At 51.0% G+C, this 14,213-nt stretch carries 11 protein-coding genes; 3 read left to right on the top strand and 8 right to left on the bottom strand.

Annotated elements, in window-relative coordinates; translation table 11 throughout:
- Positions 1-3 precede the first annotated feature (3 nt).
- Positions 4-2,616: an ATP-binding protein gene (locus ACEW8P_RS20625; protein ID WP_373514962.1), complete on the top strand. Its 2,613-nt coding sequence runs from the start codon at positions 4-6 to the stop codon at positions 2,614-2,616.
- On the opposite strand, the gene ACEW8P_RS20620 is transcribed toward ACEW8P_RS20625, so the two are convergent.
- Genes ACEW8P_RS20620 through ACEW8P_RS20610 form a run of 3 tightly spaced genes read right to left on the bottom strand, consistent with a single transcriptional unit; the run spans position 2,600 to position 6,198 of the window.
- Positions 2,600-3,817 carry a glycosyltransferase gene (locus ACEW8P_RS20620; protein WP_373514961.1) on the bottom strand — a complete coding sequence of 406 codons (1,218 nt, stop codon included), beginning with the start codon at positions 3,815-3,817 and terminating at the stop codon, positions 2,600-2,602. The two genes, ACEW8P_RS20625 and ACEW8P_RS20620, sit on opposite strands and share 17 nt — an antisense overlap.
- A gap of 45 nt (positions 3,818-3,862) precedes the next feature.
- On the bottom strand, positions 3,863-5,230 hold the full coding sequence (locus ACEW8P_RS20615) for a flippase (protein ID WP_373514960.1): 1,368 nt from the start codon (positions 5,228-5,230) through the stop codon (positions 3,863-3,865).
- The gene (locus ACEW8P_RS20610) at positions 5,227-6,198 is read right to left on the bottom strand and encodes a hypothetical protein (protein WP_373514959.1); all 972 of its coding nucleotides are present in this window, start codon (positions 6,196-6,198) and stop codon (positions 5,227-5,229) included. The genes ACEW8P_RS20615 and ACEW8P_RS20610 overlap by 4 nt, the downstream gene beginning before the upstream one ends.
- Before the next feature lie 57 nt (positions 6,199-6,255).
- Here ACEW8P_RS20610 and ACEW8P_RS20605 point away from each other — a divergent pair, with 57 nt between their 5' ends.
- On the top strand, positions 6,256-6,507 hold the full coding sequence (locus ACEW8P_RS20605) for a hypothetical protein (RefSeq protein ID WP_373514958.1): 252 nt from the start codon (positions 6,256-6,258) through the stop codon (positions 6,505-6,507).
- Positions 6,508-6,590: 83 nt separating this feature from the next.
- Here the strand turns inward: ACEW8P_RS20605 and ACEW8P_RS20600 are convergent, their stop codons facing one another.
- The 4 genes from ACEW8P_RS20600 to ACEW8P_RS20585 form a co-directional block, all read right to left on the bottom strand.
- Positions 6,591-8,120, bottom strand: a complete 1,530-nt coding sequence (locus ACEW8P_RS20600; RefSeq protein WP_373514957.1) for an O-antigen ligase family protein — start codon at positions 8,118-8,120, stop codon at positions 6,591-6,593.
- 194 nt (positions 8,121-8,314) lie between these two features.
- Positions 8,315-9,499 carry a glycosyltransferase gene (locus tag ACEW8P_RS20595; RefSeq protein ID WP_373514956.1) on the bottom strand — a complete coding sequence of 395 codons (1,185 nt, stop codon included), beginning with the start codon at positions 9,497-9,499 and terminating at the stop codon, positions 8,315-8,317.
- Positions 9,499-11,676: an exopolysaccharide transport family protein gene (locus ACEW8P_RS20590; protein WP_373514955.1), complete on the bottom strand. Its 2,178-nt coding sequence runs from the start codon at positions 11,674-11,676 to the stop codon at positions 9,499-9,501. Before ACEW8P_RS20590 ends, ACEW8P_RS20595 begins: the two co-directional genes overlap by 1 nt.
- Positions 11,673-12,359, bottom strand: a complete 687-nt coding sequence (locus tag ACEW8P_RS20585; protein WP_373514954.1) for a TolC family protein — start codon at positions 12,357-12,359, stop codon at positions 11,673-11,675. Before ACEW8P_RS20585 ends, ACEW8P_RS20590 begins: the two co-directional genes overlap by 4 nt.
- Positions 12,360-12,543: 184 nt before the next feature.
- Here ACEW8P_RS20585 and ACEW8P_RS20580 point away from each other — a divergent pair, with 184 nt between their 5' ends.
- Positions 12,544-13,104 carry a DapH/DapD/GlmU-related protein gene (locus ACEW8P_RS20580; RefSeq protein ID WP_373514953.1) on the top strand — a complete coding sequence of 187 codons (561 nt, stop codon included), beginning with the start codon at positions 12,544-12,546 and terminating at the stop codon, positions 13,102-13,104.
- Positions 13,105-13,113: 9 nt separating this feature from the next.
- Here ACEW8P_RS20580 and ACEW8P_RS20575 read toward each other — a convergent pair.
- On the bottom strand, positions 13,114-14,213 hold a 1,100-nt coding region (locus ACEW8P_RS20575; RefSeq protein ID WP_373514952.1), incomplete at its 5' end, for a sugar transferase.

The raw sequence follows: 14,213 nt of genomic DNA, 5'->3' as shown, positions 1-14,213 counted from the left end.
GTTATGATTCAATTGAACAACTTCGACAGGCGGATGATATCCTATTTCAGCATATCCCTCGGGATGTTGCTGATTTTGCTGTCTTTGTCCTATACCTATAAAAATCTTGGGCACCTTTCGTCACAAAACCTGTTGGTTACGAACACTGTCTATGTGGTCAACCAAACCGCGCGGTATAAGCAGACCGTTCAGGATATCCAGTCAGATATGCGTGGGTACCTCATTACGGGGGACGAAGAGCTGCTAACCGATATTAACGATGCCCGCTCCCAACTGACTGCAATCAGCGACACTCTATTGAATTTGCTGGAAGATGACGAACTCCAAACGATTCGCATTGGAGAAATGATGGCAACGACAACGCAGTTCGCCGACTTTTCCCAGACTGTAATAACTACCTACCGAACGAGTGGCCCCCAGACGGCCTTCGATCTGGTAAATGGCGGGCAAGGTGTATTACTATTTAAAAGGATTAGCGAAAAGATCGAAGAAATTGAAGCCCAGGCGGGGATCGAGCTAACTTCCCGAAGAAATCAATTCAACAGAAACCGTCAGCGAGCCACGATGTACATCATCATTACGGGAATAGCGGGTTTTGGAATCACGCTGTTATCGCTGTATTTCCTATTTATTGACCGTAAAAAACAACAGGCTCTTAAGCAAGAGATTTTTCAGAAGGAACGGCTGCTTAATCAGTACCTGGAAGCTATTCCTGACGGAATCATAGTCGTTAACCCCGAGAAACAAGTGACGTTCATCAATGTTTCGGGTCGCACTATGCTTGGCATTGCCAAAAACGAAGTAATTCAAAGTTTAGATGAGTTATTGGTCGAGACGCCACTATACAATCCCTTACAACGGGGTGAAAAGTTCAGGAGTAATAATCTGCCAATCTGCCAGGGACTGATAGGAAATAAGTCTATCGGCAATAGAATAGATATTAAACAGGGGGGCGAAATTGTCAAATTCGAGACCAACGTCGAACCTATTTACGAACTGGACGGAAAAATTTTGGGGGCAATCTCGACCTTTCGCAATGTGACCGAGCGAGAGGCTTACGCCATAAACCTCAATGCCGCCCGAAACCTGGCTGAGCAGTCCCTCAAGACGAGAGACATCTTTCTTTCCAATGTAAGCCACGAAATTCGCACACCTCTCAACGCTATTCTGGGTTTCACCAATCGTCTACTACAGGAAGGCACAAACGGTAAAATGCGCGAATACGTCGGTTATATCCAGATAGCCAGCCGCAACCTGCTAGAACTGATCGATGATCTGCTGGACATTTCCAAAATCGAGGCTGACCAGATCGTCCTTGACAAGCGACCCACCTCTATCACGGAACTTATTGATTCGGTCGGTATTATCGTCAAGCAAAAAGCAACTGAGAAGAAAATCACTTATCAGCAATGCCTTGCTAAAAATCTGCCCGAAACTATCGTCACAGATAAACTTAGGCTCACGCAAATCTTGTTGAATCTGTGCGGAAACGCGGTGAAGTTCACCGATACAGGTTCAGTAAAACTCGGAGTAAAGACCCTTAGCCAAGTTCAAAAAAGCACTCAGAGAATTCAGTTTTCAATCACCGACACCGGAATTGGCATTCCCGAAGATAGGCAGGAACATATTTTTAACCGCTTCGTGCAAGCTTCTGAAACCACAAGCAGCAAATACGGCGGTACCGGACTCGGGCTTTCTATTACCCGCGCGCTGGTAAAACTCCTGGGTGGAGAGTTAAAGCTTGAAAGTGCGGTCGGCAAGGGAACCAAATTTACCCTAGAGTTCGACTTTGTAGTTCTGCACGAACCGGTCAGCCCCGAATTCTCCGATCTGGCTTTGTCAGTCCCCGACTACCTGGATTCTCTAAAGATACTTGCCGCCGAAGACAACGCCTTAAATCAGAAACTACTTCAAGCGATATTTGACCGGACTGGTGCTGAAGTCACGATGGTCAATAATGGGCTGGAAGCCATCGAGCAGTTGGAAAAGGAGTCCTTCGACATTGTTATTATGGACGTGCAAATGCCGATTATGGATGGCTACACCGCCATTCAGGAGATCAGAAACAAGCTGGGCATGGATATCCCCATTATCACCTTGACTGCGCACGCGATGGTGGGAGAAAAGGAAGAAGGGGTACGGATAGGCGCCAACGGTTATATCTCTAAGCCCTTTAAAGAAGCAGACCTTCTCCGGGAAATTAGGAGGCTGACGCAGAAGGCGGAACTCTATTCCATCTCGGAGAAAAAGACCCAGCCTGTCCTCGCCTCAACACAGTCGTTGGTCGATACGGCCTATTTAAGGGAAATTACGGCGGGCGATCAAACGCTTTGTGAGGAGTTGATTGAGCTCTTTGCGAGTGGCAGCACACAACAGTTCACGGAAATTTTTGAGGCCATGGAAAGAAAGGACTACGTGGCCCTTCGCAAAGTGATTCACGAATTGCGCTCTTCCCTGATTTCGGTGGCCCTACTTTCGTCAGCTACCAAATTTCAGGAGATTGAAAATAGCCTGATTAGTAAGGCCGCACCAGATAATCTGGCGGAGATGTTGTCTAAACTCGAAGAGGAGTTATCGGCCGGGCTGCGGGAATTGAAATCTACGTTACAGGATTAGTCAGCCGCCGGAGTGCGCGAGCAAGTAACTCAGCAATGTCGCTGGCTCGGCGTTCCCAGGTATTATGCGAAGCAACGCTTATTCGCTCCGCTCGCCGCTCATCAGAATCATTTTCCAAACACTCCTGAATGGCATCGGCAAATGCGGCTTTACTGGTGCACATCGTCGCCGCGTGAAGCGTGAAATCGGCTAAATCGGGATTGAAGTCAGAAATAATGACGGGCTTACCTGCTCCCAAGTACTCAAACAGTTTCAGAGGAAAAACCGTCGCGCTGTGTTCGTCTTTTTTGAATGGAATAACGCACAGATCGAAGCCTTTTATCACGCCAGGTGCGTCGGCAAACTTTACCTTGCCAGGAAAATAGATATTGGGCGTTCTTTCAATAGATTCAGGTAGATCTCCATACACCGGACCAACCAATACGAAACTCTTATCCGGGTGGGCTCCGGCTATATATTCCAAGAGCGAAAAATCCATTCGGTGATCCACGCTGCCGAGGTAGCCGACAACAGGAGACGGCACGTTAGCCAGTAGCGGCGAAAGCGGCAATTCGGGATTCAGCGCCCGACGGCTGTGTTTCAGGTCGGCGGCATTCGGTACGAAATAGGTATTAGGGTTCACCGTGCTTTTCTCTAAGAACAACTGCTTGCTGCTGCAAATCACCAGGTCAGCGTTTCGCACCAGAATATGTTCCGAAATCGTGCCATGGCGGCCATTGAAATCTCCGAAGACCGGATCGAGACAGTGGTATACAGTCAGTTGAGGGGTCAGTGTATTGGAAACACCTGGAAAGTGAAAATTGAATGAATTGATGAAAATATAATCAGTAATGCCCCTTTTTTTGAGAACGTGCCGGATTTTGGTACGGATCAATAACTCGTTTACCTTCAATAAACCACGGTACAGTTTTCCTTCTGGTAGAAAATGAATAGACAGCAGAATCGGGAGGATAAAAATCTCGATCGTACTTCCGGGGAGTTTGAGCGACTTATCAGAGAACAAACCAAAATAGCCACGCCTTTTCTGATAAGCAGGTGAGTTCTGCTTCTTGAGCAGGTCACTAAAGGTATAGGGGTTGTCAAAGTAATAAACGTTATTTTCTCTGGCAAACTGCTTAGCCAGGAAAAAAGAGGTAGATTCGATTTCGGCATCGAAGCGGAACAAACTGAAAATAACGATGTCCTGTCCTTTCAAATCCATAGTGTGTGTAGATTGGCTCGCAGACGATTTCCTCTTCAACTGCGTTCAACGGTTGTTTACTCTGACCCAGGCTTTGCGCAGAAACGGGCGAACGTACTGGCTGAAAAACTCGGGATAAAAACGGTACATATAAATAAAAGTGTTCAGCCAGTTGATCGAGACTTCCTTTTTAAGGACGATTTGGGCGATGATGAAACCTATGATACTGGATGTCAGCGTGGCGTAGGCCGCGCCCATTACCCCGATATTTTTTATAAATACGAAGTTTAACCCCAAATTGGTGATCATGCTGATCAAAACCAGAAAAAAGGCCAATCTGGTTTTTCCCATCGATTCGAGAATGGTGCCTGTTTGGCGGCCAAACGGATTGAACACGCAGTACAGCAGCGTAATTTTCAATAGCGGAATCGAGTCGGCGTATCGCCCGCCCGCGATGATTTCGATAGTCCACTCGGCAAAAAAATACAGGAACAACACCATGGGCACCAGAATGGCCAGCGTGGTGCCGACTGATTTCTCGTAAAGGTACTTGACGGCGTTTTTCCCTTCCTCCGCCATGCGTCTGGCGCCCTGCGGAAACACGATGACGGCCATCGCGTTGGTGGGGACATCGACCAGGTTGACGACCCTGACAGCGATGTTATAGGCTCCCGACGCAGCCGGGGAAAGCATGGCTCCGAGCATCATTTGGTCTAAAGTACCGGACAGCATCGAGCTTACAAAAGTCCCGAAGGCGTATTTGCCATAGCCAAACAGTTTTTCCACCCAGGCACGGCTGACCGACCGCGAAAACCGCAGCTTGTCGCGAACGAAGAAATAGGCCAGTAGCGTGGCCGCTACCACGCTGAACACCTGCACCCAGACCAGTTCGATGAGTTGTACCGGATAATTGAGGTAATAAGTGATACCTACAAAAAGAAAAAAGAAAACCTGCCGGACCAGACCGGTGATGAAAATACCCTTGAAGCTCATGTTGGCTTGCTCCAGATAGTTGAACAGGTTAAGCACGCCCGAAAGGATGAATCCGATGTTATAGACCCGAAACAGATCGACTAACTGAGGGGAGTCCCAAAGTGCGGCCAGATACCCCGAAAACAGCAGGTTGAGTGCCACGCAAACAACGGTAATCAACAGGCTAAGGAACGTCGAGGCCGTCAGGATGAGGGGATGCTGTTCGGGATCGTTGGCCGCCAGATACCGGATCAGAGCCGACTGAATCAGTCCGCTACGGATGGACTCCATAATCATGATCGTGGACATGAACAGCACCCACGCGCCATAATCCGATTTGCTGAGGCTGCGCACCAGCACGTAGAAGCTGGCAAAACCGAAGAAAACCCCCGAAAAGTTCTGGAGGATCGTCAAAAATCCCGACACCAGCCAGTAGTTCCCCTTGGGAGTGGTTTCCGTCATAGGGTAGGGGCTTCGAAGTTGAGGTAGTGCCGCTGCACGTATTCCATCACTTTTTCGTCTGTCGTGGCATGCAGAATGGTGGCTCCCGAAAATTGCGGGTAGAGTTTTTCGTAACAGCCGAAATGGTGCTCGGGGCCTCTTTTAGAGAGAATGATGTTGATTCCCCCGAAATAACTCGCCAACGTAGCCGTGCCACCGTGTACCGAGACGAATCGGTCAGTGTTGGCGTACACCAAAAATTGGAAGTGGTTGAAATTGTTGGCGTTTGCCTTGTTTTCCTTATACAGGTCATCCATGAGTACGACCTCCGGGTGCATTTCTTTGATCCAGCCGATCTCATTGAGATCGTACACGTCGCTGTTGTCCATCGTAATGTTTTGGGGCCGGGGCCGATTATACAGAATGGTGTAGCGAGTCTTGAGTTGAGTGAACAAAAAATCCAGCAGGTCGATCCCCAAATAGCTGACGGGCGCTCCGTCCCACTCGGAGTTGTATCGGTTGGCCACGACCACGACTGGCTTGTCGAACACGTAAACGGAGTTGCGAAAGCGTACCTTCAGCGGCACCTGCTCCCACTTGCTTAGGTCATAGTCCTGGCTGTAGAGCACGCGGGGCATTTCGTAGTTGAAGTTGCCTTGGTCGGTGCGGGTGAGGTGCTTTTCCTGATGTTGGGGAGAAAAAAAATACATTTCTTTGGTGTGGAGCGACGAGACGGTGCTTTTTAGGGTACCGTTTTTGTAGTGCCAATACGCGAAGGGTAGCGCAAACTGTAATTCGGGGGCGAATTCTCCGCTAAAGTCCAGTTCTTTGTAGGGTCTTTTCGAGACATAATCACGCCAGACGTATTTGAGCTGCGTAAGCTTGCAAACCACGGTGGTTTTATAGTAAGCCCGGATTCCGCCCTCCACCGAAGTATATCTGACCCGGACGAAGAATCCGCTAATTTTACTGAACAACCACGAAATCATAGTATACGGATAAAGGAATGTGCAAATAAGTCGAATTTCTACTAACCCTCTTACCCCATGCACCCAGAATCGTTCGATTTTCCCAAAGTTATGCTTCTGATTATGAATTTCGACCGGAGCCTATCGCGGGAACGCCTGCTAGCGGTTTTCCGGGAATTTAACTGCCACTTCACCAAAATCGTCGTGTCGGACGATTACAGCAAGGGCCAACACGCTAGTTGGCTGGCTGATTTGCGCGGTAGGTTTCAGTTTCAGCTAGTTGTCACCACCACCAACCTGGCCCTGGGCAACAACACCAACACAGGCTAGGACGCCGTTGCGACGCCTTACACGCTCTACTTTCAGGCGGCGATCGGGCAACCCTCTGATTCGGCTCCTGTGCTTCGGGTACCTCAGGTTCCGATGGCTGAAAAATTCCTACCAGTTCCTGCGCCTGAATCGGCGGGAGTGAGTCCGGACCGTTCTTCCTCAGGCAGATCCGGCGCAGCTACCGTCGCGTCGAGCTGCAAGGAAACCTGGATGATCGCGGCCGCTAAGTAAAAAAGGATGTTGGAAGGGAACTGCACGATAGCCTCCTGCGGATAGCTGCCGATGCCCAACACGAAGACGACGATCGTCATCGCCAAGCAGTAGGCTTTGAGCTCTTCGTTGCGAATAAGGAAAAAGTGGTCGATACCCTTCTTAAGTATGATAAATATCAGGGTGCAAAAAAGCAGCAGCCCCACCCAGCCCATCTCCACCGCCACGCGCACGTAGCCGCTGTCGGGCGGAAAACTGGCCAGGAACGAGTCGGGGGCAAACCGGACGCCCCACACGCCCGTCGCTCCCAGTCCGCCGCCGAAAGGGTGCTGCTGTATGTAGGGCTGAATGCGCTTTTGATTATAGGTGCGCAGGTTAAAGGAAGGATCGTCAGTGGGTCTGAAGGCCGTCTGAAATCGGTACAGAGTAGGGTTACCAGTGGGGATTTTGATCAGGATGATAAAAGCGAAAGCACCAATTGCCGCCAGCATCAGCAAAGTACGGTTGAAACGAAGGATAAAGAACAGTACGAAACCTGCCGGAATCAGCACGTACCCGCCTCGCGTTCCCGAAAAAAGCATGGCGACTACGCAAAATAACGCGATGAGGATCAGAGCCGACTTTTGAAGAAAGCCTTTATGGATTTGAATCAAGCTAAGGCAGATCAACGCCACCATGACCATGTTGTAGGCAAAGGCCACCGGGTCGGAAAAGATCGAGTACTTGCGCCAGTGGCCATCGATGAACAGCAGGTCGATCATTTTTGGGTCCGAGATCAGTTCCTGGAATTCAGCGGGCGTAAAGCCGAGTAGTTCTTGTTTGAAACCGTATAGCGCGCCCACCAGGGCCAGCCCTATCCACAGCCAGATCAGCATTCTGAGGTACTTGACCGAATCGATGTTCGCCACGAACACGAAATACATCAGCGTCACCGCACCCACAGTGCGGACAGTGTAGAGCCAGGCCATCTTTGAAGCAGCCCAGGGATTGAGGACTTGCAGCACCGTGTAAAGTACCCAGACGAGAATGATGAAGCCAATGGTGCTGCCGAAAACCGAAGGCCCCGTCACTCGGCGGCGGGCCAGAATCGTCCCCAGAACGAGCAGCCATTCGAGGCCGTCCATTACCGTCCCGACGGGAAAATCAATCCCCATTCGGATGACATAGAAAAGTAAAAAAGAGGCAACCAGCAGGATCACGATACCCTGCTTGGGGTAGGCGACGGTGCCATACAAGGTAGGAATGCCTACGATAGCCGCAACCAGCAGCAGGCCAGGCAGCAAGCCGTACTGCCCCACCACCCAGGCGACGCCGACCGCCAGCAAAGCCAGTAGCCCCGCCCCAAACGGATTGAGCAATTTTTCTTCCCAGATGCTTCTTCTTATAAAAGCTCTTGGTGACATAGGTAGTTGGTAGCGGAACAAGCCTGTTCCGTCAGAGAAAAACGAGTTTTACAAAAAAGAGATACGTACTTGCGAAGGCCAGTATAATTGCTAAGTATCGCTGGATGATTTCTAGCAGCGGCAGGCCGGACAGCCGCTTTTTTCGCTCACTTTGTTCAGTTCTGGGATAAATTTTCATGCGCAGGTCGGAAATTTTAAGTTTTGGACTTAGAAGCGTCGATTTCCCCATGCGGAGTGGCGACCGAGATGCGGTTGGCTTTCTTGACTTTCAACAAAGCGGACACTTGGTAAAATACAAAACGGGGAATCTGGGCAAGAGACGCATAAATGCGGGAATCGGCCCGCGACTGGCGCAGGGCCAGCCAAAAACCCAATATGAAAAGTACCAGTCCGCCCACCCAAAGTAAAGTTAGGGTCGGGAAAACTACCAAGTCGATGAGCGCGAAAAGTACCCCCACTAGCAAAAAAAGGAACAGCGGGGGCCGCAGCAGCACGATTCCGAACAGAATCTGGTTCCTGTTCCACCGCCGTAAGCCCCGGCCCAAAATACCGAAACCAGACGAAAAGTACCTGAACCAGGTATTGATCCATCGCGCCCGCTGCCCGACTAGTTGCTGCGAACCCGTCGTTTTTTCGTCATACACGACAGCTTCCGGGGCGAAGGCAATCCGTTGCCCGCGCCGCACGATTTCGGCCTGAAGTACCTTGTCGAAGCCCGCACCCTCGACGTCAAGGTGGCCCAGGCATTGCTCGTACAAATCCACGCGAAAGGCCATCCCCGACCCGGCCAGCGTAGCCGACGAACCTGCCCCGAAAAGTACCTTGCCGTCGTAGAAGTGGTAGTAAATATCCCGCGCGGCGTCGAGCCGGGCGAGGTCAGTATCCAGGTTTTTGGCTTCCCTGACGCCCTGCACGGCCTGAAAGCCCCGGTCAAAGAGCAAATTCAGTTGATATAGCAGGTCCGATTCCACCAGATTGTCGCTGTCGATGATGACCAGCCGCTCGTGTGGCCGCACGAAGCGGCGGATGGCGTAAAAATGGGAGCGGGTGTTGCTGGAAAGTACCTTTTCGGGACGAAGTACCCGTACTTTGGGATTTTCCAGAGGTAGTTCGGCGGGGTCGCAGTTGTCAGCCACCAGGTAGATGTGGTAGTTGTCGTAGCGAAGCCGCAGCAACGACTCGATAACTTCCGGCAGTTGGTGCGTCTGCTGGTAGGCCGTCACGATGATGGCGTAATCGGCCTCTGGCGGGGTATTGGCCGGAGCGTGTCTAGGGTTTTTTTTAAATAAATAAATCCCGTACAGAATCAGAGGAAAAACCAGATTGATGCCCACGACTGCCTGTATCAGCAAAAAAAAATAGAACAGGATTTGCATCATCAAATCTTTTTCAGAACCCGGCCCAGGGATTCTATCTGGTCGGGTGTTCCGGTAAGTACCCAGCCGCTCAGTTGTCCCTCGCGGCTTCTGAGGTAATCTAGCTTGCTCTTATCATTGGCCCCGAAGGTTTCGCCGTATTTGAACACCACCACGATCCGATCCGCGAACAACAGCCATTCTTTGGTTTGGTTGGAAGCCGTGAGGGCCGGGGTTTCGACAAGCACCACATCGTACTGCTCCTTCAAATGGGCAAATTTCTCCCGCAGGATTTTCTCATCGGCAATTTCCAGCAGGGAAACATCGCCCCCAACGGTAGCCAGGAAATCGACTTTATCGGGGTAAAGGTAAGAATCCTCACGGGTAAAGTAATCCCCCAGATCGGCCTTAGCCTCAGCCTGGAGGCTGATAGTGGGCTGGCTGAAATTGCCATCGACCACCAGTACGCGCTGGTTGATGCGGGCGTAGGCCCAGGCCAGGCCATATACCAGATCGGTTTTTCCGGCCTGATCGTGCAGGCTGGCAATGGCCACTACCTTAGGGCTGGCGGCTTCTTCGTCTATTTCGTAGCGAAGCGAGCGCACCAAGTCTTTAAAGAGTAGGGTGGATTCGTCCGAGGCTTCCAGTTCGTCCAATCCCTGTACTTTGCCGTCCGAAATCCGGTTGAGTCGGCCCAGCACGGGCAAGTCCGTGGCGTCGGCCAGTTGGGCGGTCGTTCGCACGGAATTATCCAGGAAGTAAGTGAGGGAAAAAGCCAGCAGACAAAGCAGAAAGGCGGCTACACCCGCCACCAGTACCAAAATAACCTTCTTGGATGGCTGTTTCTCGCCTGGGGCGGCCCGCTGCGCGATGGTCAGCGTGCCGGGCGAGTACGATTCCAGCCGGGCGTCGTTGTATCGCTGCAGCGCGTCGGTGTACTCTTTGCTGGCGATTTCGATGCTTGCTTCAAGCTGCTGGATGCTAGCCTCTTCGGGCACCATCCGGTTGAATTTGTTGTCCAGTCGATTCACCTCGGCGTCTATGGAGGCAATGCTGCTTTGGGCCAGTTCCAGGGCGATTTCCATTTCCAGTTTGCGGCTGACCAGGTCAGCCTTCGCCGACAAAGGATTGTAAACCGACTCGTCGGTGGAGCTGCGCATCTGCTGGGTCAGGGATTCCTGCAACGAATCGACCCGCGCCTTAAGCCTGGGCGCGAAGTTGCTTTTGATGTATTGGTCGTTGGCATTTTGCAGCTCGTTCCGGGTGCGGGTGATGCGTTGGTTGGCCTCGGCCAAGCTACTTTCCAGATAACGGCGATCCTTGGGGTCAAAACGCTGGTCGATGTTGTTCAGGGCGGCCCGGTAGGCGGTCACGTCTTTCTTGGCTACTTCGCGCTGGGACTCGAAGTCGAGAATGCGCTCGTACAAACCGTTAGCCTGCTCATCCAGGTTAAGGACATTGTTCCTGATCTTGAAGTTCTTGAGCGCGTCCATGCGCCCATTGAGGGCGTCGCGCTTCTGCGTCACCAGGTTTTCGAGGAAGACCAGCGAGCGGTTGCTGTTTTGTAGCAGCCGCTGGGCGTAAATTTTCTGAAACTCCGTAAACAATGTATTGACCACGAAGGCCGTCAGTCGCGGATCTTCGTCCTCATACTCCACCTGCAGGTAGTCGCTGGTAAGCAGCCGCTCGATTCTCAGCTTTTCCAGCAGGGACGCTGCGTCGTAGCCCATGCTTCCCAGGAGTTCGTTCACCGATTTCATCCGGGCCTGGTATAGCTTGTCGGATGGTCGGCTCTGCAATGAGTCGGTACTTTGCCCCAAGAAATCCGCGACCTTTCGCTTGGTGGCCGGAGTCAGTTTTTGCAAATTCTCCGAGGGTACTTTGAAGAGCGAATCCCAGGGAGCCGTGAGGTCGTGAATGAGCAACTGGTGCGAAACCTGGTCGATGACCTTCCGCATCTGCATCATCTGGATCAGGTTGTCGAATTTCTGGTTGATTTCCGACTCCTGCACCAGCAGTTCGCTAACGACAAGTCGGCTGGATTGATCGACGATGCCCGTCGCCACGCGGCCCTGCGAGACATAGGTATCGGGTAGTTGGCGCACCAGGAAATAGCACACCGCCATCGCCACCAGCGGGATGGCCAGCAAGAAGGGAAGCCTTCTTCCCAGGAATTTCAGAAAATGGGTTAGTTCGTTCATCGGATGTCTTCCAGTCGTTTGCCCAGCAGTTCTTCCAATCTGCTTTTGGCGATCAAAATATCGCCCTCCATCGCCACCTTGCCCTGCTGCCGGATCGATCTTTCCGACAAGGTTCGGCTGTATGTTTCAAAAGGAATTTCCCCCCGCTCGAAGCGGTACTTGGCATCTTCGACCAGGCTCTGGGCATCCAGGACCGACTTGGCGATGATCCGGTATGACGCTTTGGCTTTCACGTATTGGAAGTACCTTTGTCTTACCTCGGCGTCCAGGTTGAGCAGATAGGCGTCCCTTTCCAGTTCCACCACCCGTAGTTGGTCCCTGGCCTGCCTGACTTGCGTCGGCTTTTGGAGCAAACTACCTATGTTGGCAAAGAAACCGAACTGGTAGCCGTTTAACTGATTGGGGTTGATGGCTGCCTGACCGCCGAACGGAGAAAACAGGTAGGAGAAGGAGAAAATATCGAAGTACGACAGGCGCGTCTGTTTCACTCCTTTCTCGGCAATTCCGATCCGGGCATCGTAGGTTTTGAGAGTGGGGTAGTTGGCGCGAGCGGTTGTAAGGAGTCTTTCCAGGAGCGGATAAGAAATTTCGTCCTGAAGTTCTATCTCGTCCTGACTGAAAACAGGTGAATCGATCACAAGCAAGAATAATGCCATAAAGGTGTAAAACGCAATTTTCTGCAAACTGCTCAGGCCGGTTTTTTTGCGAAAGTGTTGTGCGGATAAAAACGTAACCATCAATCGGTTTATTTGGTCTAGTGTACAATAACGTTGACTTGAATTTTGTCTTATAACTTTTTTTCTACGAATTATGAGTATCAAAAAGTTTGTTCTCGGCAATGCTAAATTAAAGAGAATCACACATCGAATGCTTTTTCCCCTGAATGATCCTCGGCCACGGCCTTGGGTCAACGTCCTGCTAAATCCTTTTTACCATACGCTTGGTCGTAATGTGTGTATCCGAAGTTCGGTGAGGATGGATGTCGTTCCATTCAATAAGTTAGTCATTGGAGAGAAGACAATCATTGAAGACTTTTCGGTAATAAATAATGGAGTGGGGGATGTGCAAATAGGTTGCGACTCACTCATTGGATTAAGCAATGCAATTATCGGCCCAGTTATTATTGGCGACAAAGTTATCCTGGCGCAGCATGTCGTGGTGAGTGGACTTAACCATGCGTACCAAGACGTTCGCACAGCGATCAAAGATCAACCCATCGAAAAGAAAATGATCGTAATTGGAGACGGCAGTTGGCTGGGAGCCAACGTAGTGGTTACCGCCGGGGTGACGATTGGCAAGCACTGTGTGGTGGCGGCCGGGAGCATCGTGACCAGAAACATTCCCGATCACTCGGTCGCCGTCGGAAACCCGGCCAGAGTCGTGAAGACCTACGACTCTGACCGGGATGCCTGGGTCAAAGTATCCTAAATAAACTTATTAGACGTTAGCGGACTGAATCAAGGCTGGAAAAGTTTTCAGCATGATTTTGAAGTCCAACCAAAAGGAGAAATTCTTTGCGTAATAAATGTCCATTTCAATCCGCTCGGTTTCCGACATATCAGCTTCGCCCTTCCCGCGCTTCGTGACCTGCCAATAGCCCGTTAATCCTGCTGGTCCCGCAAACCTTACAACTTTCTGGTCGGTAGTCAGTTTCTCAGCCTCGTAGATGGGCAACGGGCGATTGCCGACCAAGGACATGTCGCCCCGCAGAATGTTCAAAAGCTGAGGTAACTCATCCAGACTGGTGTTTCTCAGAAAATGTCCAACTTTCGTAATTCGGGGATCGTCTTGGAACTTGACAAAAGCAGCCTTCTGGTTTTGTTCCATCAAGTGAGTCTGCTCGCACACCTCCCGTCCGTCAAAAAACAACTGCTGTTGGCACGCGCCAAGGTTCTTCTCCTGACAACTTACGCAAAGTGTGGAGAGCTCGTTCGTGCAAACCGGTGAGGTAGGGCGATCATAGATATTTTGCGAGGCCATCTCTTTCACCAATCGGTCAGCGTTCGAGCTCATAGTGCGGAACTTATACATGTCGAACACCTTGAAGCCGCTGCCGGCTCGTCTCGATTTGTAAAAAACCGGACCTTTGGAATCAAGCATAATGGCCAGAGCCACCAACAAGAAGAGGGGAGAGAGTAACAGTAGGGCGATGCCAATCAGCATAACATCACTGGCACGCTTCCACAGGGGCGTGCTGATAAGAAGGTGGTGATCTATCTTCGTGGTCTGGTCGGTCGCGTACCACTTCCGCCGCAAAAGAAATTGTAGCCTGCGAACAAGATCTCCTTCGATAAAATCTTCATCAAAAACGTCGTCGGCCCTTTGCGCTCTTGCTGCTTGTATTACTTCAGGCGAAAGCTCTTTCGCCAGCATAATAACTGGGATCTGCGATAACTTGTCGTTCGAACGAACCGTCTTGAGTACCTCCCATCCACCTTTCTCAACGCTGGCTACAATTGCGTCAGCGGGGTAGCCAGCAGCAAGCGCGTCCATCAGCTTTTCGCCGCTATTGAAGTACTCGACGGATAAAGTCTTGG

The sequence above is a fragment of the Persicitalea sp. genome (genome assembly GCF_041751555.1).
GTDB lineage: Bacteria > Bacteroidota > Bacteroidia > Cytophagales > Spirosomataceae > Persicitalea.
This window is presented reverse-complemented; position numbering and strand designations above follow the sequence as displayed.

What these genes read in the sequence shown, in the direction of transcription:
- ACEW8P_RS20625 (WP_373514962.1), top strand. Translation starts at nt 4, where the DNA reads ATGATTCAATTGAACAACTTCGACAGGCGGATGATATCCTATTTCAGC.
- ACEW8P_RS20620 (WP_373514961.1), bottom strand. Translation starts at nt 3,817, where the DNA reads ATGGATTTGAAAGGACAGGACATCGTTATTTTCAGTTTGTTCCGCTTC.
- ACEW8P_RS20615 (WP_373514960.1), bottom strand. Translation starts at nt 5,230, where the DNA reads ATGACGGAAACCACTCCCAAGGGGAACTACTGGCTGGTGTCGGGATTT.
- ACEW8P_RS20610 (WP_373514959.1), bottom strand. Translation starts at nt 6,198, where the DNA reads ATGATTTCGTGGTTGTTCAGTAAAATTAGCGGATTCTTCGTCCGGGTC.
- ACEW8P_RS20605 (WP_373514958.1), top strand. Translation starts at nt 6,256, where the DNA reads ATGCACCCAGAATCGTTCGATTTTCCCAAAGTTATGCTTCTGATTATG.
- ACEW8P_RS20600 (WP_373514957.1), bottom strand. Translation starts at nt 8,120, where the DNA reads ATGTCACCAAGAGCTTTTATAAGAAGAAGCATCTGGGAAGAAAAATTG.
- ACEW8P_RS20595 (WP_373514956.1), bottom strand. Translation starts at nt 9,499, where the DNA reads ATGATGCAAATCCTGTTCTATTTTTTTTTGCTGATACAGGCAGTCGTG.
- ACEW8P_RS20590 (WP_373514955.1), bottom strand. Translation starts at nt 11,676, where the DNA reads ATGAACGAACTAACCCATTTTCTGAAATTCCTGGGAAGAAGGCTTCCC.
- ACEW8P_RS20580 (WP_373514953.1), top strand. Translation starts at nt 12,544, where the DNA reads ATGCTTTTTCCCCTGAATGATCCTCGGCCACGGCCTTGGGTCAACGTC.